The following is a 23,256-nucleotide window of genomic DNA, read 5'->3' as shown; positions in this document are numbered from 1 at the left end:
TGGGACCGGCCGCACTCTCACTTGCATTAACAAGTGGAGGTTCTGACTATGCTTTTCAAGCTGCCACATGGCCCGTGTCCGCTTGGACATGACAGCTATGCTACAACGGAACACCTCACTATGTCGCGCCTAGCTGGACCAGCGCTGACCATTTCCGAACCGGCTAAAATACAATGCCGAAACACACCAACGGAATCATTGCATAATTGCCAAGGGCGGATGAATTCGCAACGGCAACGAACGTGGTTTCAGGCGTCATCAGCAAGTTTTATCGGCATTTGGAGGTGCCGCGAACGGTTTTTCAAATAGAAAGGGGCCTGCCAACGGCAAGCCCCTTAAATTCACGGTTCGTATCGCGCTGATACTTAGGCCGAGGCGTTGGCCTTTTCTTCCTGGCGATCCGCGTAGATGTAGAGCGGACGCGAGGAGCCGCGGACGACTTCGTCGGAGATGACGACTTCGCGCACGCCTTCGAGCGTCGGCAGTTCGAACATCGTGTCGAGCAGGATCTTTTCCATGATCGAACGAAGGCCGCGGGCGCCGGTCTTGCGGGTGATCGCCTTGCGGGCGATTTCGCGAAGGGCGTCCTCGTGGAAGGTCAGCTCGACGTCTTCCATCTCGAACAGGCGCTGGTACTGCTTGACGAGCGCGTTCTTCGGTTCCGACAGGATCTGGATCAGTGCGTCCTCATCCAGGTCCTCGAGCGTCGCCAGAACCGGCAGACGACCGATGAACTCGGGGATCAGGCCGAACTTGACGAGATCTTCCGGCTCCAGTTCGCGCAGCACTTCGCCGACGCGACGGTCATCCGGAGCGGCAACGCTTGCGCCGAAGCCGATCGAGGTCTTTTCGCCACGGGCCGAGATGATCTTGTCGAGACCGGCAAAGGCGCCACCGCAGATGAACAGGATGTTCGTGGTGTCGACCTGCAGGAATTCCTGCTGCGGATGCTTGCGGCCGCCCTGCGGCGGTACGGAAGCGACCGTGCCTTCCATGATCTTCAGAAGCGCCTGCTGCACGCCCTCGCCCGACACGTCGCGGGTGATCGACGGGTTGTCGGACTTGCGCGAGATCTTGTCGACTTCGTCGATGTAGACGATGCCGCGCTGCGCCCGCTCGACGTTGTAGTCGGCAGCCTGCAGAAGCTTGAGGATGATGTTTTCGACGTCTTCACCGACATAACCGGCTTCCGTCAACGTCGTGGCATCGGCCATAGTGAAGGGAACGTCGATGATGCGGGCGAGCGTCTGGGCAAGATAGGTCTTGCCGCAACCGGTCGGACCGACCAGCATGATGTTCGACTTCGCAAGCTCGATTTCGCCGTTCTTGGTGGCGTGCGCGAGACGCTTGTAATGGTTGTGAACGGCAACGGACAGGATCTTCTTCGCCTGACGCTGGCCGATGACGTATTCGTCGAGGACCTTGATGATGTCCTGGGGCGTGGGAACGCCATCACGGGACTTGACCATCGAGGACTTGTTTTCCTCGCGGATGATGTCCATGCACAATTCGACGCATTCATCGCAGATGAAAACTGTCGGTCCGGCAATCAACTTGCGGACTTCGTGCTGGCTCTTTCCGCAGAAGGAGCAGTACAGGGTGTTCTTAGAGTCGCCGCCGTTGCTGCCGCTGACTTTGCTCATATCACTTTCCTTCCAGCACGCCGCATTTCAAGGTGAAAGTGCGGTCAACTCATTGGCCTGCCCCACTTGGAGCTACAGCCGGCCAAGGCCGTCAAGGGGTACGAACCGGGTCCAGACTAGGCCGTCTTGGCCCCGGCGGCAACGAACTCCCCTTCGAAGCCAAATGCTATGTCATAAAAATTCAACATAGCATTAATACTTGAGAATGGTTCACCCGCCACTCGGTTTATTCCCTAGTTCGATCACAAATGAGATAGAACTGTGGCGGGGAAAACACCATCCCTAGTTCTGACTAGGCGCAGCGCCTTCGATCTCGACGCGAGACGTCAGGACCTTGTCGATCACGCCCCAGTCCTTGGCTTCCGCCGCATCCATGAAATGGTCACGGTCGAGCGTCTTTTCAACTTCCTCGTAGGTCCGGCCCGTGTGCTTGACGTACACTTCGTTCAGGCGGCGCTTCATCTTGAGAATGTCGCGTGCGTGACGCTCGATGTCCGAAGCCTGGCCCGAGAAGCCGCCCGACGGCTGGTGAACCATGATGCGCGAGTTCGGCGTGGCGAAGCGCATGTCCTTGTCGCCGGCTGCGAGAAGCAGCGAGCCCATGGAAGCGGCCTGGCCGATGCACAGCGTCGACACGGCAGGCTTGATGAACTGCATCGTGTCGTAGATCGCCATGCCGGCGGTGACGACGCCGCCCGGAGAATTGATGTAGAGCGCGATTTCCTTCTTGGGGTTCTCGGCTTCGAGGAAAAGCAGCTGGGCGCAGACGAGCGTCGCCATGTGATCCTCGACCGGACCCGTCAGGAAAATGATGCGTTCCTTGAGCAGGCGCGAATAAATGTCGTAGGAGCGTTCACCGCGATTGGTCTGTTCCACAACCATCGGCACGAGGGCCATAGCGGTATCGACTGGGTTTCTCATGTGCGTCCTTTGTCAACGTCTTTCCGGCCCGACGCCGGGAATCAAAGAAAATGCCTTATCCCTACATAGAACTTCCCTACCCTTCTCTTCAAGACGCGCCTTGGGATAACGTTAAGACGGTGGGAAACCATGCCTGTTTTCATGGGCCCTCTGTAGGGAGATTCTTCGAAACCGTCATTAACGGCGGCGGGCCATACTCCCGGCTCACAGCTTTTCTCTTCAGCAAGATGAAGAAATGCTGAATTCGCCCAGTATGGGACGCCGGTCATTTACCTCGTGGAAAGCCTATCGCCAGATAACGGACGAGGCCTGCGGGCCGCCGCTCCGCGATTAACAAAGTCGCCAGCTTATTTAGCGAGGATGCGGCCATACAAGGGGTATTGCCGTGTTCAATGTTACGACAGGACTGGCCATTTGGTGCTCCGAGGCTATGACGCTCGCGCTGGTCGCGTTCATTGCCTGGCGCCATAATGTCCGAGATAAGACTTATTTCTATTGGGGCTGGGGCTTTGCGCTCAGCGGCATTGGATTTGCACTGGTGGCATTGCGCGGCCACATTCCGAGCTACCTGTCGATCGAGGCGGGCAATACCATCGCGCTTGTGGGCCAGAGCGCCTGGGTGGCTGGATATCTGGCGCTCGACCGGCGCAAGATCGAATGGTGGGTGCTTTTGCCGCCGGTCGTCTGGCTGGCCGGCGTATTCCTGCCCTGGGTGCACGACGACTATCCGAACCGGGTTGCCCTCTACAACCTCGCCTCGGCAACGGGCGCGACGGCGCTGACCATGGCGGTCAGCTCGCCCGGCCTCAACCGGGAATCGGCGCGCGCCAAGCTCGCGGTCATGTTCATTCTGCAGGCCTGCGTCTGTTTTATCGCCGCCGGCGCGATCGCCGTGCTGTCCCCGGGTGATATGGAAGCAGCCAACATCGCGGGCCTCGCCGCCATGGGTACGGCGCTGATGCTGACTCTTGCCTGCGCGCTGACGGTTCGTCTCATCATGGAGCGCTCGGAGCAGAAATTGCGTATTCTCAGCCTCACCGACACGCTGACGGGTGTCCTCAATCGCCGCGGGCTGTTTGCGCAGTTCACGCGCATCCAGACGAAGGCGTTCGACGAGAACCGCCACGTCGCCGTTCTTCTGTTCGATCTCGACAATTTCAAGCGCATCAACGACCGCTTCGGCCATCAGGGCGGCGATGCCGTGCTGACGGTCTTTGCCCGCATGGCGCAGCAGTTTACGCCCGCAGGCGTGTTCGGCCGCATGGGCGGCGAGGAATTCGGCGCGTTCGCTAGCGTCGCCGACCAGACCGAGGCCGAGGCGCTCGCCGAAACAATCCGCACCGAGTTCTGCCGCGTTCCCGTCAGCACCGGCGATGCCATCATTCCGGCCACAGTCAGCATCGGCGTGGCGCTTGCCTCGCCCATCGAGGCCAACATGGACAAGCTGGTATCGGCAGCCGACCGCGCGCTCTACGCCGCCAAGGCCGCGGGCCGCAACTGCACCGTCACCTTCGGTGAGGCCGAGGCGGCCGCGCCGCCACCGCCGGAAGAAAAGCCGGATCACACGACGGGCGAACTCGTGCCGACGCTCGACGACCAGATCCATGCGCTGCGTCGTGTGGGATCACTTGGACGCTGACAATAGGTTGTACTCTCTTCCCGAGATTGTGCAAATCCGCTAAGCCTCGGGCATGATCACATTGCCTTACATGTCCATTGACCCTGCTGCGCGCCGCGTCTCCATCGATGCGCGCAGCCCCTTGTTCTACAGCAATCCCAATGCCGCATACGCGGCATTGCATACCCACTGTCCCACATTTTACTGGGAAGAGCAGAAGCAGTGGTTCTTCACCTCATATGACCATGTGAACGCGCTGTTGCGCGACCGCCGCTTCGGCCGGCAGATCCTGCATATCGCCAGCCGCGAGGAACTGGGGCTTCCCGAGCCCGACCAGCACGTCGTCAATTTCGACCTTGCCGAACGCTATTCCCTGCTCGAACTCGAGCCGCCGGAACACACACGCCTTCGCACGCTCGTCAACCGCGCCTTCGTTTCGCGCCATGTCGAGAAGATGAAGCCGGAGCTCGAGGAGCTCGCCAACCGGCTGATCGACCAGTTCGAGCACAAGGGCGAGGTCGAGTTGCTCTCGGCCTTCGCCGACATCATCCCGGTCACGATGATCGCGCGGATGATCGGCATCCCCGAGGAGATGGGTCCGCAGCTCCTCAAGTGGTCGCATGCCTATATCCGCATGTATCTATTCGGCCGTACCCGCGCCGACGAAGATGGCGCTGAAAAGGCCGCGAAGGAATTCGCCGATTACGTGAAGACCGTGATCGCCGAGCGCCGCGCCAATCCGCGCGACGATCTTTTGACGCACATGATCCACACCGAGCACAAGGGTCAGTATCTGACCGAGGACGAACTCGTCTCGACGACGATCGTGCTTCTCAATGCCGGGCATGAGGCGACCGTGCATCAGATCGGCAACTCGGTGCGGATGATCCTCGACAGCGGCTTTGCGCCTTCAGAACTGTTCAAGGACGAGGAAACGACGGAGCGGACCGTCGAGGAATCGCTGCGCATTTGCGCGCCGGTTCACATCTTCCAGCGTTGGGCGCTGGAGCCGGCCGAGATCGACGGCATATCGTTCAAGCGTGGCGACAAGGTGAGCCTGATCCTGGCCGCAGCCAATCTCGATCCGCTGAAGTTCACCGATCCGCTGACCTTCAAGCCGGATCGCCGCGAAGCGCCCAATCTCTCCTTCGGCGCCGGCATTCACTTCTGCATCGGCGCGCCGCTGGCGCGGCTGGAGCTCAACGTGGTGCTGCCGATCCTGTTCGAGCGCCTGCCCGGCCTGAAGTTGGCCAAGACGCCCGAAGTAAAGGACGTCTACCATTTCCATGGTCTCGACCGGCTCGACCTCAGCTGGCCGACTAAATAAAACGACCGCGCTCCCTTTCGGGGAGCGCGGCCATCTGCCTTGGGAGGCACAGCTGCCGGGCGGCGGCAGGCTGTTCTCTGATTACTTGGCCTATTCAGCGGCCTGCAGCGTCGGAACCGGCTGGTCGAGCTCTTCCGGCAGCTGGCCGGCCATGGCGGCGGCGAACTTTTCCTGGTCGAGTTCATTTTCCCAGCGGGCGACCACGACGGTGGCGACAGCGTTGCCGACCAGGTTGGTCAGAGCGCGGCATTCCGACATGAAGCGGTCGATGCCGAGGATCAGCGCCATGCCGGCGACAGGAACCGAAGGCACGACCGACAGGGTTGCTGCGAGCGTGATGAAGCCCGCGCCGGTGATGCCTGCGGCACCCTTGGACGACAGCATCGCAACGAGGAGCAGCAGTATCTGGTCGGTAAGCGACAGATCGATACCGGTTGCCTGGGCGATGAAGAGCGCCGCCAGCGTCATGTAGATGTTGGTGCCGTCGAGATTGAACGAATAGCCGGTCGGGATGACCAGGCCGACGACCGAGCGCTTGCAGCCGGCGCGTTCCATCTTCTGCATCAGACCCGGCAGGGCCGCTTCCGACGAGGACGTACCGAGGACGAGCAGCAGCTCTTCCTTGATGTAGCGGATCAGCGACAGGATCGAGAAGCCGTTATACTTCGCAACCGCACCCAGCACGACCAGCACGAAGAGAAGCGCGGTGATGTAGAAGGTGAGGATGAGGTAGGCGAGATTGGCGACCGAGCCGATGCCGTACTTGCCGATGGTGAACGCCATGGCGCCGAACGCACCGATCGGGGCAGCCTTCATCAGGATGGCGACGAGGCGGAAGACCGGGGCGGTGAGCGCGGTCAGGAAATCGGTGACCGGCTTGCCCTTTTCGCCGACCATGCCGAGCGCGATGCCGAACAGGACCGAGAAGAACAACACCTGCAGGATATCGCCCTGGGCGAACGCACCGACGATGGTTTCCGGGATGATGTTCATCAGGAAGCCGGTGATCGTTGTCTCGTGCGCCTTGGTGGCGTAGGTCGAGACAGCCTTGCCATCGAGCGTTGCCGGATCGATGTTCATGCCGGAGCCCGGATGCAGCAGGTTGCCGACGATGAGGCCGACGATGAGCGCCAGCGTCGAGAAGACGATGAAATAGAGCATCGCCTTGCCGGCGACGCGGCCGACCTTCTTCAAGTCCGACATGCCGGCAATGCCGGTTGCGACCGTGAGGAAGATGACCGGTGCGATGATCATCTTGACGAGGCGGATAAAGGCATCGCCGAGCGGCTTCAGGCTGGCGCCGAAATCAGGCCAGAAATGGCCGATCAGCATGCCGGCGATGATGGCGACGACGACCTGGAAATAGAGATGCCGGTAGAACGGCATCTTGGTCCGCGGCTCGGCGGCTGGAATTGCAACACCCATAGTGTCCTCCATAAAGCCCCCAACCTGACCGGCCTCCCGGGGCAACTGCGTTTCAATCAACAGCCTTCCGGCTATTCGCAGTTACGTTGCAATGACCGTGCCAGTTTCCGCGCGCCGCAATATCGCCATGATTCAAAAGGCTTTTCTTCCGGGCCGAAACGTTGCCGGAGTTCGATTGCGCGAATTACCGCACAATTTCATTTGACGGATGTGCGAAAATCCGCACATTAAACGCCATGCCAGATACGCCGAGCATTCCGGGTTTTGAGACTATCGACGACGTCGATCGCAGGACGCGACGCGGCTGGATCCTGTTCGTCGCCTTCTCCGCCGCTTTGCTTGTCGCCGCGCTGATCGGTGCGGCACTTTACGGGCGCAGTTCGTCGATCAACGCGCTGGCAACCCAGAGCCAGACCGATGCCAGCCTGAAGGTGGCGCTGCTGACGGCCGTGCTCGAGCGTCCCCGGGCGCTGCCATTGCTGCTTGCCGAGGACCAGCAGGTCCTGAATGCCCTCTCCTCCACCAGCGTCACCGATATCGACATATTGAACCGCAAGCTGGAGCGGCTGGTGACGGGCACGCAAGCCGCGGTCCTCTATGTCATCGGCACCGACGGTCTCGCTATCGCGTCCAGCAACTGGCGCGAACCGATCAGCTTCGTCGGCAACGACTATACGTTCCGCGACTATTTCAAGCGGGCGATGCAGCAGGGAACGGCGGAGCATTTCGCGCTCGGCAGCGTCAGCAAGCGACCGGGTCTCTACATCTCACGCCGGGTCGGCAGCGCCGACGCGCCGCTCGGCGTCGTAGTCGTGAAGCTGGAATTCGACCAGCTCGAGACCGACTGGCGCGACACTCGCCGGCCGGTCTACGTAACCGACGAGCACGGCGTCGTGCTGATCACCAGCATCCCCTCATGGCGCTTCATGACGGCTGTGCCGGTGCCACAGCAGGAGCTCTCAGCCATCCGCGAGAGCCTGCAATTCGGCGATGCGCCGCTGACGCCGCTGCCGGTCGTTAGGCCCGACATCATCGACCCCAAGACGTCGCTGGTTTCCGCGATCCTGCCCGGCAGCAATGCCGCGGAATATCTGCGCCTCTATGCCGCCGTACCGACGACGCCCTGGCGGCTGGAGTATCTGGTGCCGACGGAGGCCGCCGTCGCCTCCTCCGTGCGGGAGATGCGGCTGCTGTCGCTCGCCGTGCTGGTGCCGATCCTCGCGGTCGCGGCATTCCTGCTCCGGCGCAGGCAGAGTGCGGCCATGCGGATTGCAGTCGAATTATCGATGCGAGAGGAGCTTGAGCGGCGGGTCGTCGCCCGCACCGAGGATCTCAGCCGCGCGCGTGACCGTCTGCAGGAAGAGATCGCCGATCACAGGAACACCGAATCCAGGCTGCAGGTCGTGCAGCAGGAGCTGGTCCAGGCAAACCGGCTCGCCATTCTCGGCCAGGTCGCAGCCGGCGTCGCGCATGAGATCAACCAGCCGGTCGCGACCATCCGCGCCTATGCTGATAATGCACGCGTCTTCCTAGACCGCCAACAGGCCGAGCCGGTGAAAGAGAACCTCGGCGCCATCGCCGCGCTGACCGAGCGGATCGGTTCGATCACCGAGGAGCTGAAGGCCTTCGCGCGCAAGGGCCGGACGGCACCGGAGCCGGTGGAGCTGAGGGATGTGATCGAGGGCGCCGTGGTGCTGCTCAAGAGCCGCTTCGCCGGACAATTGCAGGCGCTCAGCATCAAGCTGCCGCCGCCGGGGCTGCAGGTTCTCGGCAACAGGGTTCGGCTCGAGCAGATCCTCATCAACCTGTTTCAGAACGCGCTCGAAGCGCTGGAGGGGCGCAGCGATGCGCGGGTGGAGATCTCGGCCGTCGCGACGGATGAGGACGTCGAGGTGATCGTCGCCGACAACGGCCCGGGCATACCTGCCGCCATCCTCGCTTCACTGTTTACGCCCTTCAACACGTCCAAGGAAAAGGGTCTCGGCCTTGGCCTGGTGATCTCGAAGGATATCGTCGCCGATTACGGCGGACGCATCGAGGTCTCCAGCAGCGACCAGGGAACAAGCTTCATCGTGCATCTCGTGAGAGCAAAGCCATGACAGACGCCGCATCCATCTTCCTCGTCGACGACGACAAGGACCTTCTGCGCGCCACCAGGCAGACGCTGGAACTGGCGGGCTTTTCCGTTTCCGCCTTTTCGTCGGCGGTCGATGCGCTGGCGGTGCTAACGCCGGATTTTCCCGGGATCATCGTCTCCGATATCCGCATGCCGCAAATGGACGGCCTGCAGCTGTTCGACCACGTGCAGCGGCAGGACCAGGATCTTCCCGTCATTCTGGTGACGGGTCACGGCGATATTCCGATGGCGGTGAAGGCGATCCAGCAGGGTGTGTATGATTTCATCAGCAAGCCCTTCCCCGCCGACCGGCTGGTGCAGAGCGTGCGCCGGGCAGTGGAGAAGCGGCGTCTGGTGCTGGAAAACCGAGCACTGCGCAAGGCAAGCGAACAAGTTCGCGACGACCTGCCGCTGATCGGCCAGACGCCGGCGATGGAGCGGCTGCGCCATACGCTCAGACAGATCGCCGATACCGATGTCGACGTGCTGGTGACCGGCGAGACCGGCAGTGGCAAGGAAGTCGTAGCCAGCCTGTTGCACCAGTGGGGGCGGCGCAAGGCCGGGAACTTCGTGGCGCTCAATTGCGGCGCCCTGCCGGAGACCGTCATCGAAAGCGAGTTGTTCGGGCACGAGCCCGGCGCCTTCACCGGCGCGCAGAAGAAGCGTGTCGGGCGTATCGAGCACGCTAGCGGCGGTACGCTGTTTCTCGACGAGATCGAGAGCATGGCGCCGTCAACACAGGTGCAGATGCTGCGCGTGCTTGAAATGCGCGAGGTGACGCCGCTCGGGACCAACGAAGTGCGACCGGTCGACCTGCGGGTGGTCGCAGCCGCCAAGGTCGATCTCGGCGATCCCCGGCAGCGCGGCGAGTTCCGTGAGGACCTCTATTATCGGCTGAACGTGGTGACGATCTCAATCCCTCCGCTCAGGGAGCGTCGCGACGACATTCCGCTGCTCTTCGGCTATTTCGCCGAGCGCGCGGCGAAGCGCTTCAAGCGCGACATTCCGGTCGCGTCGTCCGCCGTGCACCGGCATCTGCAGGGCCACGACTGGCCCGGCAATGTCCGTGAACTCTCGCATTTTGCCGAGCGTTTCGTGCTTGGCGTCGATCAATTCGGCGGCAGCGCATCCGAGGCGAAGCCCAGCGATCTTGGCGAGGGCCTGCCCCTGCCCGATCGGCTGGATCGCTACGAAGCAAGCATCATCCGCGACGTGCTCGACGCCAATGACGGCGATGTGCGCAGGACGATCGCGGAACTCGGCATTCCGCGAAAGACCTTCTACGACAAGCTGCAGCGCCACGGCATCGTGCGTGCCGACTTCGCGCCGAGCGACGAGCGGAACTAGCCCGCCGTCACACCATAGCGCGCTGCCGGCTTGTTGTGCGAGAGATTGGGCCCGAGCGCCAGGCGCGCTGCCGTTGCGACATCGAGATCGCCGCTATCGGGCAAGGACGGGATGGTGACCAGCTCGCCCTGATCGAAGCCCGCAAGGGCCGCGTCCACCATGTCGTTCACGTCCATGACCATCGACGGCGGCATCTGATCGAAGGAGCGGCCGACGCGCTCGAAGATTTCCGTGCGGGTCAGGCCGGGCATGACTGCCTGAACCTTAACGCCCCTTTCCGCGACTTCCGAATGGATGGCCTGGGTGAGGTTGAGGACGAAAGCCTTGGTGGCGCTGTAGGTGCCATTGAAACGCTCCGGAATATAGGCAACCACCGATGCGATGTTGATGATGGCGCCCCTGCCCCGCTCTGCGAAGGCCTGCGCGGCGGCAACAGCCAGCCGGTTGGCGGCAACGACGTTCAGCTCGATCATCGTTTCGAGATAATCGATGTCATCCTCCACCAGCGTGCCCTTGGGGCCGATGCCGGCATTGTTGACGAGCAGGCTGATGTCAGCGTCCTCGCGTAGGCGCTTCTCGACGATCCTGACGTCGGCGCGATCGGTGAGGTCGGCCGGAAGGACACTCACTTTCACACCGGCCTCACCAGTCAACCGGTCGGCCAGCGCTTGCAGGCGCGCGACATCGCGGGCGACGAGAACGAGATCGTAACCGCGCTTGGCAAGGCGATCGGCATAGGTGGCGCCGATGCCGGACGAGGCGCCGGTGACGAGTGCGGTTCCGAGAGATGCAGTGGACATGGTGGCATTCCTTCCTTGTTTGAACCCGCCCTGCTCGGTCTCACGGGGCGCGTTGAATTTTACTGGTATATGCCACTATATTTAGGCGACGGATCGGTGCGCGCAAGAGGCGATTGAAAAAGATGTGACGTTTAGCGGTTGACGGATCGCCACCAATCGGAAGACATCACCGATGGAGAACATGCAATGGCAGAGAGCAACACCCCTGACGGGGCATGGAATTATTGCAGCAACAGCGCGCTCAAGCGCGCATCACGGCAATTGGGCCAGCTTTATGAAGACGTGCTCGCGCCGAGCGGCTTGAAGATCACGCAATACACGCTGCTGACGCAGATCAAGCTCGGCCGCGAAACGCCGCTGAAGATGCTAGCCGAGGCGATGGTGATGGATCTCTCCGCGCTCGGCCACACGCTGAAGCCGCTGCAGCGCGATGGTCTCGTGGAACTCGTGGCCGACGAGCATGACCGCCGCGTCAAGCGCGTGCGGCTGACCCAAAAGGGCGATCAGCTGTGGAATGAGACGAACGGCCTGTGGCGCGAGGCACAGGCAAGCTTCGATGCGGCCTTCGGCAAGGATGCCTCCGAAAACCTGCGGCGGACCATGGATCTCATCGCATCACCGGGCTTTGCCGCGGCATTTTACGCCGCCCGGCAGGATCAGGATTGAAGAGCGCAGCAAGGATGTCCCTGCACGGGGACCGCGCCATCAGAGCCTGATGACGTAGTCCTTGCGAGTCGTTTCAATGACTTCCCAGGTTCCCTTGAAGCCAGGTCTCAGGATCATCCGGTCGCCGGCGCGCAGGTGGACGGGCTCGCCATCGTCTTCGGTGACGACGGAGTGGCCAGAGAGAACGTTGAAATATTCCCACTCGTCATAGACGATCCGCCACTTGCCCGGCGTCGCCTCCCAGATGCCCGCATAGAGACCGCCGTCGGCCTCCTCCAGGTTCCATGTCCGGAACTGCGGATCTCCCGCGATCAACCGATCCTCTGCCGGGGCGCCGACCTCGGGTTCGATGCCTGAGATATCGAGCTTGAGCTGCTTTGCCATTCCGCCTCACACCTTCGCCAGCGACTGTTCGAGATCAGCGATGATGTCCTTGACGTCCTCGATACCGATCGAGAGGCGCACGACGTCCGGGCCGGCGCCTGCGGCGGTCTTTTGCTCGTCGGTCAGCTGGCGGTGGGTGGTGGAGGCCGGGTGGATGACCAGCGAGCGGGTGTCGCCGATGTTTGCAAGGTGCGAGAAGAGCTGCAGGCCCTCGACCAGCGACTTGCCGGCCTCGTAGCCGCCCTTGACGCCGAAGGTGAAGACGGATCCCGCCCCCTTTGGCGAATAGCGCTGCTGCAGCGCGTGGTTCGGATCGTCCTCAAGGCCGGCGTAGTTGACCCAGGCGATCTTGCTGTGCGCCTTCAGCCATTTGGCGACCGTCGCGGCGTTTTCGCTGTGGCGCTGCATGCGCAGCGGCAGCGTCTCGATGCCTGTGAGGATCAGGAAGGCGTTGAAGGGCGAGATGGCAGGGCCGAGGTCGCGCAGGCCGAGAACGCGGCAGGCAATGGCGAAGGCGAAGTTGCCGAAGGTCGAATGCAGGACCACGCCGTTATATTCCGGCCGAGGGCTCGAAAGCATCGGGTAGTTGCCGGATTTCGACCAGTCGAATGTGCCGCCATCGACGATGATGCCGCCCATGGAATTGCCGTGGCCGCCGAGGAACTTGGTCAGCGAATGCACGACGATATCGGCGCCGTGTTCGATCGGGCGGATGAGATAGGGGCTGGCCATTGTGTTGTCGACGATCAGCGGCAGGCCGTGCTTGTGGGCCACATCGGCGATCGCAGCGATATCGACAAAGGTGCCGCCGGGATTGGCGAGGCTTTCGATGAAGATCGCCCGGGTATTTTCGTCGATCTGGCTTTCGAAGCTCGCCGGATCGGCGGAATCACCCCAGCGCACCTGCCAGCCGAAATTATCGAAGGCGTGGCCGAACTGGTTGATGGAGCCGCCATAGAGCCGCTTGGCTGCAACGAAGTTTTCGCCTGGGCGCAGCAGCGTGTGGAAGACGATCATCTGCGCGGCATGACCGGAGGCGACGGCGAGTGCCGCCGTGCCGCCCTCGAGTGCTGCGACACGCTCTTCGAGCACAGCCTGGGTGGGGTTCATGATGCGGGTGTAGATATTGCCGAATTCCTGCAGGCCGAAGAGTGCCGCCGCGTGATCGGCATCGTTGAAGACGTAAGCCGTCGTCTGGTAGATCGGTGTGGCGCGCGCGCCGGTCGCCGGATCGGGCTTTGCGCCCGCATGCACGGCCAACGTATTGAAACCCGGATCATTCGCGGTCATGAAGTCCTCCCGTTCTGATTTGACTTTGCTGCTTTAACTTCGCTGGGCGGAGCATAGCGGACGATCGGCAAAAGTTAATCGCCATCCATTTCAACCGAGACGCGTTTGGCGAAAAATTTGCCCTTCTCAGCCGATGAGGCGTGGATACTCGATTGCCGGGCAGCGATCCATGACGACCTTGATACCGGCCGCCTCGGCTTTGGCGGCAGCGGCATCGTCGCGCACGCCGAGCTGCGCCCAGATCACTTTCGGTCGCGGGTTCATCGCCAGCGCCTCGTCCACCACCTCCGACAGATAGTTGGAGGCCCGGAAGACATCGACCATGTCGACCGCAACGGGCACGTCAGCGAGGTGGCTGAAGACCTCCTGCCCCTGGATGCGCTTGCCGACCTGGCCGGGATTGACGGGCACAACCTCATAGCCGCGCGAGAGAAGATAGCCCATGACGCCATTGCTCGGCCTTGCGGGATTGGGCGACGCGCCGGTGAGCGCGATCGTCTTCACCGACCGGAGGATATCGAGGATGTATTCGTCGCTATAGTTATCGTGATCCATCTTTCCTTGTCTCCAACTCAATGACAGCGCTAAGGCGTTTCCTATATATAATAGGTACGCCAGATGCCGAAGGAGGAGATCGCCGTGAGAAAAGTGCTTGTGTTCGCCGCCGCGCTGCTCGCTGCCACGCCGGCGCTCGCCATATCGCGCTATAATTCGCAGACGATCAGCTGCGATCGGGCACGCGCTGCCATCCACAACGAGGGAGCGGTCATCTTGCGCTACCCCTCCACCCGCGTTCGCGGCATGACGCTCTACGACAGATATGTGCGCAACAGCCGCATGTGCGACGGCAACCAGTATGCCGAGTGGACCACTGTTCCGACCAAGGACAACCCGAAATGCCGGGTTCTGAACTGTCAGAATATCGACAACCTGGACGGGATGCTGTTCATTCCTGACTATTCGCTCTGAGACACGAAATTCCGGTTGAGCGGCTGCTCATCAGACGGGCATAAAACCCACCAATTTTGACAGGCCGCTCGCCGCTCAGCGTGCCAATTTGTGCTCTATTAACATCACCCATCCGGGTTAATGCACTCACCGCGACCTGTGTTCACTGTATATCCCGTTTATGTCCTCATTTGTTCATGGCCATTTTAGAAACACCTCATAGTTGAATGAGGAAAAAATGTTTGAAACTTCTGGCGTACGTATCGCAACGACCGCTTGACGATACGATCGTCCGAAGGTTGCATAATCGATTAAGCAGAGACGGCACTGCATAGCTTCATCTCAATGGCCGCTGTTGCATTTTCCTGATGACGGCGTAACAAGCTTTGTCCCGACTTTTCGCCACACCATCAGGTAGTTCTTTTGTCCCTCACCGTCATCCTGCTGGTCTTGTTCGGCGCGCTTCTTCATGCGACCTGGAACGCCTTGATCAAGGCCGGGACGGACAAGGCGCTGGACGCCAGCCTGATCTCGGCGGGCGGCGCGATCGCGGCCCTGCCGTTCCTCCCGTTCCTGCCGTTTCCCGCTATCGAGGCCCTGCCCTATATCGGCGCCTCAGCGATTTTGCAGTTCGCTTATTTCCAGCTGGTCGCAGGCGCCTATCGAGCCGGCGATATCGGCCTCGTCTATCCGCTGATGCGTGGCTGCGCGCCGCTGCTGGTGGCGGCAACGAGCGGTTTCGTACTCGGCGAGAGCCTGTCCGGCGGCGCGCTGATCGGCACGATCACGATCTGCGTCGGCATCCTGACACTCGCCTTCGAGGCCAAGCGCGGCAGCGGCCACGCCATTCGTCTGGCGCTCGCCAATGCCGTGGTCATCGCCACCTACACCTATGTCGACGGCATCGGGGCGCGGATATCCGGCAATGCGATCTCCTATACGCTGTGGATGTCGCTGTTGCCGCCGGTGTTGCTGCTCAGCTGGGCCATCTCTCGGCGCGGCGCCTATGCGGTTGCGATGCATGTGAAGGTGAACTGGTGGCGTGGCCTGATCGGCGGCACCGGATCGATCGCATCCTACGGGCTGGCGCTCTGGGCCATGACCAAGGCGCCTGTCGCCACCGTCGCCGCGCTGCGCGAAACGTCGATCCTCTTCGCGCTCATCATCTCCGTCGTGTTCCTGAAGGAGAAAGCCAGCCCCTGGCGCTATCTCGCCGGCGCGATCATCGCGCTCGGCGGGCTATTGCTGAAGCTGGCTTAGAAGGCTCCGAGCTCTGCCGGGTTCAGTCCCTCGACCAATCCGGCATCCTGTTTTCCAGGAATGCCCCGATCCCCTCTTCCGCATCCTCGGTCATCATGCTGTCCACCATGACTTCGGCGGCATAGCCATAGGCCTCCTCGATCGGCATTTCGACCTGGCGATAGAAGGCTTCCTTGCCGATCTGGAGCGCCATCGGCGATTTGCTTGCGATCACCGATGCGTATTTGGTGACGACCTGTTGCAGATATTGTTTCGGCACGATGCGGTTGACCAGGCCGAAGTCCTTGGCAGTCGAGGCGTCGATCGTTTCGCCGGTCAAAAGCATCTCCATCGCCTGCTTGCGATGGGCGGAGCGGGTCAGCGCCACCATCGGCGTCGCGCAGAAGAGGCCGATATTGACGCCCGGCGTGCAGAAGGTCGCGGTATCGGTGCAGATCGCGAGATCGCAGGACGCGACGAGCTGGCATCCGGCGGCGGTCGCAAGGCCGTCGATCTCGGCGATGACCGGCTTCGGCAGCTTGGTGATCTCCAGCATCAGATCGGCAGCGAGAGCGAAGGTCTCATCGAAGAAGGCTTCGCCGTCATCCGCGTCGGCGCGATGCTCGGTCAACTCCTTGAGATCATGGCCGGCCGAGAAGACACCGCCCGTCGATGCGATGATCACGACGCGCACGTCGTCGTCCTCGGCCGCATTCTGCAACTCGCCCATCAGCGTCTCCATCATGGCGAGCGACAGGTGATTGGCGGGAGGATTGTTCAGGGTCAGCCGCAGCACGCCATCGGAAAGCTGGCGCAGCACGAGCGAACCGCTGGCTTTGCCGGCATCGGTGCGGAACGATAGAACTTCGGCCATGATGAAACTCCCTGCATGTCGATTTCGTGCTATCAGTCCTGCCACAAAAGGCCAGTCATTTCGAGGAGAAGCGATGCCGTTGGCGCCAGAGCGCTGCCATCGAGGCGCTGAAAATTGAGGTATCAAAATACCACACAATTAACCCATTGATTTCATTTATTTGTTTTTACGGCTGCAGCCCGCGGCAATATTGACGCTATCGGCCTCAACCTCTATACACACCGCCAGAACGCAGCCTTTCCCGGCTGCTTTCTTTTTGGTGCGCCCTCGGGCTCCCAAATCAAGCAACAAGAAACGCCCTTTCGCCTTCGGGCCAAGGGATCAAAAGAGAGTAACTACTATGGCAACCTTCTCCCAGAAGCCTGCAGAGGTAGAGAAGAAGTGGGTCATCATCGACGCCGAAGGGCTTGTCGTTGGTCGTCTCGCTTCTGTTATCGCCATGCGTCTGCGCGGCAAGCACAAGGCTACCTTCACTCCTCACGTTGACGACGGCGACAATGTCATCGTCATCAATGCCGACAAGGTCGTATTCACCGGCAAGAAGTACTCCGACAAGGTTTACTACTGGCACACGGGTTTCGCCGGCGGCATCAAGGAGCGTACCGCTCGCCAGATCATGGAAGGCCGCTTCCCGGAGCGCGTTCTTGAAAAGGCAGTCGAGCGCATGGTTCCGCGTGGCCCGCTCGGTCGTCGCCAGATGAAGAACCTGCGCGTTTACGCTGGTTCCAACCATCCTCATGAAGCTCAGCAGCCTGTCGCTCTCGACGTGGCCTCGCTGAACAAGAAGAACGTAAGGAGCGCCTAAGAATGGCTGACCTCTCCTCCCTGAAGGATCTCGGCACGGCTACCGAAGCTTCGGCTCCGGCACACGTCCGTAAGGTCGATTCGCTTGGCCGCTCCTACGCGACCGGCAAGCGCAAGAACGCTGTTGCTCGTGTATGGGTCAAGCCGGGCTCCGGCAAGATCGTCATCAACGGCAAGGAATTCACGGAATACTTCGCACGTCCGGTTCTGCAGATGATTCTGCGTCAGCCGATCGTCGCTGCTGCCCGTGACGGCCAGTTCGACATCATCGCAACGGTTGCAGGCGGCGGTCTTTCCGGCCAGGCCGGTGCCGTTCGTCACGGCGTCTCCAAGGCTCTCACCTACTTCGAACCGGGCCTGCGCTCGGTCCTGAAGAAGGGTGGCTTCCTGACCCGCGACAGCCGCGTCGTCGAGCGTAAGAAGTACGGTAAGGCCAAGGCCCGCCGTTCGTTCCAGTTCTCCAAGCGTTAATCGTTTCGGACTTCGGAATGTGGAAAGGTCGGGTGCAAACCCGGCCTTTTTTCGTTTTGGCATGCGCTTTGACAATTAGGTGCCGTGAATTATGATTCACGCATGATGGATATCGCCCCAGGCGAAAGAGATCTGAACATGCTTCTCGAAACCACACGCTTCGACATTCAGGATCACCTGAAGACGCCGGAAGACCGACTTCTTTATCTTGAGGCGGCATTCGACGATGGCGATCCTGCCCTTATCGCGCATGCGCTAGGCGATGTCGCCCGGACAGTTGGCATGACGTCTATCGCCAAGGACGCGGGCGTCACGCGGGAAGCGCTCTACAAGGCGCGGGGCGAAACTGGTGATCCGCGGCTGTCTACCTTCTTCGGCGTCATCAAGGCGCTTGGGCTGAAGATTTCCATCAAGGCGGATCAGGACGCCGCTTGAGTTTCATCATGGGCCTGATACCGGGCCCATGATTTTAACCGAGCTTCCAAACCAAAGGACAGTCACTTGGCCAACAAGTCGATCGATCATGCTTTCACGGCGACGAGCCTCACCTCGGCGGCGACGGACCCGACGTTTGCGGGTGCGCTGTCCTTCATGCGCCGGCGTTTCACCAAGGATCTGACCGGCGCCGACGTGGTGGTCTGGGGTGTCCCCTTCGATGCCGCGACCTCCAACCGGCCGGGTACGCGCTTCGGGCCGCAGGCGATCAGGCGGGCTTCGGCGATCTTCGACAATGATCCGCAATACCCCTTCAATCGCGATCTCTTCGCCGAGATGGCCGTCATCGACTACGGCGATTGCCTGCTGGATTATGGCAACCACCAGGAGACGCCAGCGGCAATCGAGCGGCAGGCGAAGACGATCGTCGATGCCGGCGCCTTCATGCTGACGCTCGGCGGCGACCATTACGTGACATGGCCGATCCTCAAGGCGCATGCGGCCAAACATGGCCCGCTGGCGCTGGTGCAGTTCGACGCGCATCAGGATACGTGGTTCGACGACAGTAAGCGGATCGACCACGGGTCCTTCGTGGCGCGCGCGGTCCGCGATGGGATCATCGATCCTGATCGCTCGATCCAGATCGGCATCCGCACGCATGCGCCCGACGATTTCGGCATCAACATTCTCTACGGCCACCAAGTAGAGGAGATGAGTGCTGCCGAGATCGCCTCGACGATCATCTCGCACACCAAGGGCGCGCCCAGCTATCTGACCTTCGATATCGACTGCCTGGATCCGGCCTTTGCGCCCGGCACCGGCACGCCGGTTTCGGGCGGCCCGTCCAGCGCCAAAATCCTCTCGGTGCTGCAGCGGCTGCACCAGCTCGATATCCGCGGCGCTGATGTCGTCGAGGTGTCCCCCGCCTACGATCACGCCGACATCACCGCCATTGCGGGGGCGACGGTCGCGATGTATATGCTGGGGCTGCATGCCGAACGACGCGCGACAGCGTCACACGGCTGACTCATCCATCTTCCAAAATGATTCCGGACTTCTTTCTAACCTATTGAAAGTGTGAGCAAGACAATGGCACCGAAGATCTTCATCGATGGCGAACACGGCACGACGGGCCTGCAGATCCGCACGCGCATGGCCGGCCGCCGCGATGTCGAGCTTCTGTCCATTCCGGAAGCGGAGCGCCGCAATGCCGCGATCCGCGAGGACATGCTGAACAGCGCCGACATCGCGATCCTCTGCCTGCCCGACGATGCGTCGAAGGAAGCCGTGCAGATGGTCTCGGCCAACAACAATGTCCGCGTCATCGATACCTCGACCGCCTACCGCGTTGACCCTTCCTGGGCCTATGGCTTCGCCGAGATGGACAAGGAACAGGCCGGCAAGATCAGTTCGGCCCGCTTTGTCGCCAATCCCGGCTGCTATCCGACCGGCGCGATCGGCCTGATGCGGCCGCTGCGGGCCGCAGGCATTCTGTCTGACGGCTATCCCGTCACCGTCAACGCTGTCTCCGGCTATACCGGCGGCGGCAAGCAGATGATCGCGCAGATGGAAGACCAGAGCCGTGACGACGCGATCAACGCGCCGCATTTCCTCTACGGTCTGACGCTGACGCACAAGCATGTGCCCGAGATGAAGATCCACGGCCTGCTCGACCGCGCGCCGATCTTCGCACCATCGGTCGGCAAGTTCGCGCAGGGCATGATCGTGCAGGTTCCGCTGCATCTCGACATGCTGGCCGCAGGCACGACGCTGGAGAGCGTCCACGCGGCGCTGACCGCGCATTATACCGGCCAGGATATCGTGACCGTCGTTCCGCTCGCCGACAGCAGCAAGATGGCGCGCGTCGATGCCGTCGAGCTCGCCGGCAAGGACACGATGAAACTTTTCGTCTTCGGCACGCCGGGTGGTTCGCAGGTCAATCTCGTCGCCCTGCTCGACAATCTCGGCAAGGGTGCCTCGGGCGCTGCCGTGCAGAACATGGACCTGATGCTGGCCTCCTGAGAGAGGCCGGGATCTCATGTCGCTTTCCGGTAGCATGGCCGATATCGGTGCGTGGCTTTCCGCCGCGCTGCCCGATCATTGACTTTATACGCTGATCGCCATCGCCTGCATTGCCGGGCTCGCTCGCGGCTTTTCAGGCTTCGGGGCGGCGCTGATCTTCATTCCGCTCGGCGGCGCCATCATCGGCCCGAAGCTGATCTCGCCGGTACTGCTCGTCATCGACGGGCTGGCGACGCTGGGGATGATCCCGCCCGCGTGGAAGCGGGCGAACCGGCGTGAGGTCTTCACCATGGCCGCTGGCGCGATGCTCGGCGTTCCCGCCGGAACGGCCGTGCTGACGCTGATGGACCCGCTGCTCTTGCGCTGGTCGATCACCGTCATCGCGCTGCTGCTGCTTGCCCTTTTGATCTCGGGCTGGCGCTATCACGGCGAGCCGCATTCCTATCTGAGCGCTGCGGTCGGGCTGGTGGCCGGATTGTTCAGTGGTGCGGCCCAACTCGGCGGGCCTCCCGTCGTCGCCTACTGGCTGGGCGGAAAGACCGAGTTCACCAAGGTCCGCTCCAACATCATCATCTATTTCGCGATATCCACCTGCTTCAGCGTCGCCAGCTATTATGCCGGCGGGCTGTTCGTCGATACCGTCTTCGCGCTGACGCTGGTCATTCTGCCGAGCTATACGATCGGCCTGTTTCTCGGCTCCAAGCTTTTCGGCTTCGCCAAGGAAAGCACCTTCCGGATCATCTGCTACGGGCTGATCGGCGCCTCTGCCTTCCTCGGCATGCCCGCTCTCGATGGCCTACTGCGCTAGGGCAGACGGCCGGCGGGCTTGGCCGGTCTTGGCGACCAGCGCCTCGCCGGGACCGTGGACGGCCGCGAAGAGCAGGCCGGCCAGGAAGGTGAAGTGGTCGATGAAGAAGCCGAACTCCGCTTGATTGCCTGCCCAGCGCCCGGGTCCGTGGAATGCCACGGCAAGGAAAATCACATAAATCCCCGCCAGCAAGGCTGCCGGCGAAAAGAAGATGCCGGTTAGAAAGGCGAGCGCCAACCCCAGTTCGAAGAAGGCCGCGATCCAGGCAAGAAAGAGCGGGAATGGAAAGCCCGCGCCGGCGATGTAGCCGGCCGTGGCCGTGATATCCATGAACTTGAAGCTCAGCGCCATGATGAACACGCCGGCGAAGATCAGCCTTGCGATCAGAATTGCGATTGTCCTGCCCATATGTCTCTCCCTGTGCCGATAGCGGCTGATACGTGAACGCTCCGCAGCGCGATTGCGCCGCCGTATGATGCAAGGACGAACGGCATGGGGCGCTCCCGACATGCCCTTGCACAATCTCCTTCCGCCCCTTGTCATTCTGATTCAAGTGCTTCGCAAGTCGAGTCCGAAACGCGCCGCAAGTCCATGATTTCGGATTCGATTTAGCGATCGCTGTCCGCCGCCAGCCGACGCCACCTTTATGAGATTTCTATTTCCCGTCGAAGACCCGCGAATGGATTTCATACGCCGCGCGGCGTTAGCCTTTGGTCGAAATTCAGAGGTAGACGTCATGCGAGACTTCCTATTTCCCCACCCTCCAACCGGCCGTCCACGACCGCCCGTGGCAAAGCGGCAGATGCGTGAGAAGCGCACAGCGCACGTACTAATCGTCTTCGGCCTCGTGCTGGCGGCCGTCGAGATCTACGTCATCTGGGGCAGTATCTGACACGGCCATGCGGATCGACACGCGACTACGACTGGGAACTGTCATCACGGCGCTGGTCACGCCATTCAGAAACGACCGGTTCGACCTTTCCATGCTCGAGCGGCTGGCGGAGCGGCAGATCAATTCCGGCATCGACGGACTGGCCGTCTGCACAGTCACCGGCGAAGGGCCGACGCTATCGCTGACGGAGCGGGCGGCCATCATCCGTACCTGTGTGAGGGTCGCGGCTGGGCGGGTGCCCGTCACCGCCGCCACCGGCACCAATGCCACATCGACCACGATCGCGCTGACTTTGGAAGCGCGGGAGCTTGGCGCCGATGCGGCGCTGGTCACCGTGCCCTATTATTCGAAACCGGGGCAGAAGGGCATCATCCGCCATTTCGAGCAGGTGGCGGCGGCGAGCGATCTGCCTGTCATCATCGACGACAGCCCTTCGCGCTGCGCCAGCAGCCTGGCACCTGAAAGCCTGGAGGTGCTGGCGAGTGTTGAGAGTATCCTCGGCGTCGTCCATTCGAGCGGTGAAGGGCCCCGGCTTGCGCCGTATCTCCGACAGCGCTTCGTCTCCCTGTCATCCGATGACGGAAGCGCGCTTTCGAGCCTCGCTTGCGGAGACGGCATGCTGTCGTCGGGCGCGAATGTCGAGCCGCGCCTGTTTGCTTCGCTTCATCGCTCGGCGAAGGCGGGCAACGTGGCGGCGGCCACGGCTCTGCAGGACCGTCTGCAGCCGCTCATTCGGGCGCTTGCGGAAGGTGGCTCGCCGGCTCCCGTCAAATACGCACTGCATGTGCTGCTTGGCACGTCCCCTGACGTCCGCCTGCCGATGGTCGGCCTCGATGCCACCAGGAAGGCTGCGGTTTTCGCCGCCCTGACAGGGCTTGCCGATAGCCGTCGCCAAGCGCGGGCCGTCTAAGCCAGACAATCCCAATCACAGCCTCGATCATCCAATCTGAAAGGAAAGATCATGCCCTCCTCCAACGCGCGTGCCCTCGCCCCGACCATCGAGCCCAGCCCCCTGCCGCGCTTTACCATCGGCCGGAGCAAGGGTGGCGGATGGGTGGTTCAGGATCGCGAGGGGCGCGTCGGTGGTCTGTTTGTCAGCGAGAGCGCCGCATTGCATTTCGCCTCCGACGAATGCGATCACGATGCCACGCAGATCGCGATCATCCGCACACGAACACTGCTACCCTTCGATCAAGCCGATAAGGGCCGACATGTGCACTGACGAG

24 protein-coding genes are annotated in these 23,256 nt (G+C 61.6%); 15 read left to right on the top strand and 9 right to left on the bottom strand.

Annotated elements, in window-relative coordinates:
- Positions 1 to 365: 365 nt before the first annotated feature.
- On the bottom strand, positions 366 to 1,643 hold the full coding sequence (clpX, locus tag B3605_RS23080; RefSeq protein WP_018900222.1) for an ATP-dependent Clp protease ATP-binding subunit ClpX: 1,278 nt from the start codon (positions 1,641 to 1,643) through the stop codon (positions 366 to 368).
- A 282-nt stretch (positions 1,644 to 1,925) separates the two neighbouring features.
- Entirely contained in the window at positions 1,926 to 2,564 is a 639-nt protein-coding gene (gene clpP / locus B3605_RS23075) for an ATP-dependent Clp endopeptidase proteolytic subunit ClpP (protein WP_026283311.1), read from the bottom strand.
- 385 nt (positions 2,565 to 2,949) lie between these two features.
- Here clpP and B3605_RS23070 point away from each other — a divergent pair, with 385 nt between their 5' ends.
- Both B3605_RS23070 and B3605_RS23065 read left to right on the top strand, forming a co-directional pair.
- Positions 2,950 to 4,203 carry a GGDEF domain-containing protein gene (locus B3605_RS23070; protein ID WP_183794666.1) on the top strand — a complete coding sequence of 418 codons (1,254 nt, stop codon included), beginning with the start codon at positions 2,950 to 2,952 and terminating at the stop codon, positions 4,201 to 4,203.
- Between the two features lie 52 nt (positions 4,204 to 4,255).
- Entirely contained in the window at positions 4,256 to 5,509 is a 1,254-nt protein-coding gene (locus B3605_RS23065) for a cytochrome P450 (RefSeq protein ID WP_112941552.1), read from the top strand.
- A gap of 90 nt (positions 5,510 to 5,599) precedes the next feature.
- Here B3605_RS23065 and B3605_RS23060 read toward each other — a convergent pair whose 3' ends face one another.
- Positions 5,600 to 6,934, bottom strand: a complete 1,335-nt coding sequence (locus B3605_RS23060; RefSeq protein WP_112941553.1) for a dicarboxylate/amino acid:cation symporter — start codon at positions 6,932 to 6,934, stop codon at positions 5,600 to 5,602.
- A 236-nt stretch (positions 6,935 to 7,170) separates the two neighbouring features.
- Here B3605_RS23060 and B3605_RS23055 point away from each other — a divergent pair, with 236 nt between their 5' ends.
- Positions 7,171 to 9,033 carry a sensor histidine kinase gene (locus tag B3605_RS23055; RefSeq protein WP_112941554.1) on the top strand — a complete coding sequence of 621 codons (1,863 nt, stop codon included), beginning with the start codon at positions 7,171 to 7,173 and terminating at the stop codon, positions 9,031 to 9,033.
- Positions 9,030 to 10,397 carry a sigma-54-dependent transcriptional regulator gene (locus B3605_RS23050; protein WP_112941555.1) on the top strand — a complete coding sequence of 456 codons (1,368 nt, stop codon included), beginning with the start codon at positions 9,030 to 9,032 and terminating at the stop codon, positions 10,395 to 10,397. The genes B3605_RS23055 and B3605_RS23050 overlap by 4 nt, the downstream gene beginning before the upstream one ends.
- Here the strand turns inward: B3605_RS23050 and B3605_RS23045 are convergent.
- Positions 10,394 to 11,197, bottom strand: a complete 804-nt coding sequence (locus B3605_RS23045; protein WP_112941556.1) for an SDR family NAD(P)-dependent oxidoreductase — start codon at positions 11,195 to 11,197, stop codon at positions 10,394 to 10,396. The two genes, B3605_RS23050 and B3605_RS23045, sit on opposite strands and share 4 nt — an antisense overlap.
- Before the next feature lie 186 nt (positions 11,198 to 11,383).
- Here B3605_RS23045 and B3605_RS23040 point away from each other — a divergent pair, with 186 nt between their 5' ends.
- Positions 11,384 to 11,863 (top strand): MarR family winged helix-turn-helix transcriptional regulator, encoded by a 480-nt coding sequence (locus tag B3605_RS23040; protein WP_162725033.1) that lies wholly within the window; start codon positions 11,384 to 11,386, stop codon positions 11,861 to 11,863.
- 39 nt (positions 11,864 to 11,902) lie between these two features.
- Here the strand turns inward: B3605_RS23040 and B3605_RS23035 are convergent, their stop codons facing one another.
- The 3 genes from B3605_RS23035 to B3605_RS23025 all read right to left on the bottom strand — a co-directional run bounded on the left by B3605_RS23035 (position 11,903) and on the right by B3605_RS23025 (position 14,092).
- The gene (locus tag B3605_RS23035; protein ID WP_112941558.1) at positions 11,903 to 12,247 is read right to left on the bottom strand and encodes a cupin domain-containing protein; all 345 of its coding nucleotides are present in this window, start codon (positions 12,245 to 12,247) and stop codon (positions 11,903 to 11,905) included.
- A 6-nt stretch (positions 12,248 to 12,253) separates the two neighbouring features.
- Positions 12,254 to 13,537 carry an O-acetylhomoserine aminocarboxypropyltransferase gene (locus B3605_RS23030; RefSeq protein WP_047510539.1) on the bottom strand — a complete coding sequence of 428 codons (1,284 nt, stop codon included), beginning with the start codon at positions 13,535 to 13,537 and terminating at the stop codon, positions 12,254 to 12,256.
- 126 nt (positions 13,538 to 13,663) lie between these two features.
- Complete coding sequence (locus B3605_RS23025; RefSeq protein WP_112941559.1) at positions 13,664 to 14,092, bottom strand: CoA-binding protein; 429 nt, start codon at positions 14,090 to 14,092, stop codon at positions 13,664 to 13,666.
- A 63-nt stretch (positions 14,093 to 14,155) separates the two neighbouring features.
- Here B3605_RS23025 and B3605_RS23020 point away from each other — a divergent pair, with 63 nt between their 5' ends.
- Both B3605_RS23020 and B3605_RS23015 read left to right on the top strand, forming a co-directional pair.
- Positions 14,156 to 14,506 (top strand): hypothetical protein, encoded by a 351-nt coding sequence (locus B3605_RS23020; protein ID WP_210297174.1) that lies wholly within the window; start codon positions 14,156 to 14,158, stop codon positions 14,504 to 14,506.
- 402 nt (positions 14,507 to 14,908) lie between these two features.
- Positions 14,909 to 15,745, top strand: a complete 837-nt coding sequence (locus tag B3605_RS23015) for a DMT family transporter (protein WP_112941560.1) — start codon at positions 14,909 to 14,911, stop codon at positions 15,743 to 15,745.
- 22 nt (positions 15,746 to 15,767) lie between these two features.
- Here B3605_RS23015 and B3605_RS23010 read toward each other — a convergent pair whose 3' ends face one another.
- Entirely contained in the window at positions 15,768 to 16,598 is an 831-nt protein-coding gene (locus tag B3605_RS23010; protein WP_296436344.1) for an enoyl-CoA hydratase, read from the bottom strand.
- Between the two features lie 340 nt (positions 16,599 to 16,938).
- On the opposite strand from B3605_RS23010, the gene rplM reads away from it, so the two are divergent.
- The 6 genes from rplM to B3605_RS22980 all read left to right on the top strand — a co-directional run bounded on the left by rplM (position 16,939) and on the right by B3605_RS22980 (position 21,138).
- Positions 16,939 to 17,403: a 50S ribosomal protein L13 gene (gene rplM / locus B3605_RS23005; RefSeq protein WP_018900238.1), complete on the top strand. Its 465-nt coding sequence runs from the start codon at positions 16,939 to 16,941 to the stop codon at positions 17,401 to 17,403.
- 2 nt (positions 17,404 to 17,405) lie between these two features.
- A complete protein-coding gene (gene rpsI / locus B3605_RS23000) occupies positions 17,406 to 17,873 on the top strand; it encodes a 30S ribosomal protein S9 (protein ID WP_037177440.1) in 468 nt (155 codons plus the stop codon).
- Positions 17,874 to 18,011: 138 nt separating this feature from the next.
- Positions 18,012 to 18,308: an addiction module antidote protein gene (locus B3605_RS22995; protein WP_112941579.1), complete on the top strand. Its 297-nt coding sequence runs from the start codon at positions 18,012 to 18,014 to the stop codon at positions 18,306 to 18,308.
- A 66-nt stretch (positions 18,309 to 18,374) separates the two neighbouring features.
- Positions 18,375 to 19,334, top strand: coding sequence for an agmatinase (gene speB, locus B3605_RS22990; RefSeq protein ID WP_112941562.1), 960 nt, complete (start codon positions 18,375 to 18,377; stop codon positions 19,332 to 19,334).
- A 63-nt stretch (positions 19,335 to 19,397) separates the two neighbouring features.
- Positions 19,398 to 20,330 (top strand): N-acetyl-gamma-glutamyl-phosphate reductase, encoded by a 933-nt coding sequence (gene argC, locus B3605_RS22985; protein ID WP_112941563.1) that lies wholly within the window; start codon positions 19,398 to 19,400, stop codon positions 20,328 to 20,330.
- Between the two features lie 91 nt (positions 20,331 to 20,421).
- Positions 20,422 to 21,138 carry a sulfite exporter TauE/SafE family protein gene (locus tag B3605_RS22980; protein WP_296436394.1) on the top strand — a complete coding sequence of 239 codons (717 nt, stop codon included), beginning with the start codon at positions 20,422 to 20,424 and terminating at the stop codon, positions 21,136 to 21,138.
- Here B3605_RS22980 and B3605_RS22975 read toward each other — a convergent pair.
- On the bottom strand, positions 21,127 to 21,546 hold the full coding sequence (locus B3605_RS22975) for a DoxX family protein (RefSeq protein WP_112941565.1): 420 nt from the start codon (positions 21,544 to 21,546) through the stop codon (positions 21,127 to 21,129). The genes B3605_RS22980 and B3605_RS22975 overlap by 12 nt on opposite strands.
- 491 nt (positions 21,547 to 22,037) lie before the next feature.
- On the opposite strand from B3605_RS22975, the gene dapA reads away from it, so the two are divergent.
- Entirely contained in the window at positions 22,038 to 22,940 is a 903-nt protein-coding gene (gene dapA / locus B3605_RS22970; protein WP_296436336.1) for a 4-hydroxy-tetrahydrodipicolinate synthase, read from the top strand.
- A gap of 51 nt (positions 22,941 to 22,991) precedes the next feature.
- Positions 22,992 to 23,252 (top strand): hypothetical protein, encoded by a 261-nt coding sequence (locus B3605_RS22965; protein WP_112941567.1) that lies wholly within the window; start codon positions 22,992 to 22,994, stop codon positions 23,250 to 23,252.
- Positions 23,253 to 23,256 lie beyond the last annotated feature (4 nt).

Source organism: Rhizobium sp. UBA1881 (genome assembly GCF_002338015.1).
Taxonomy (GTDB): Bacteria; Pseudomonadota; Alphaproteobacteria; order Rhizobiales; family Rhizobiaceae; genus Rhizobium.
The sequence above is the reverse complement of the archived record's forward strand: the minus strand, read 5'-3'. Positions and strand labels throughout refer to the sequence as shown.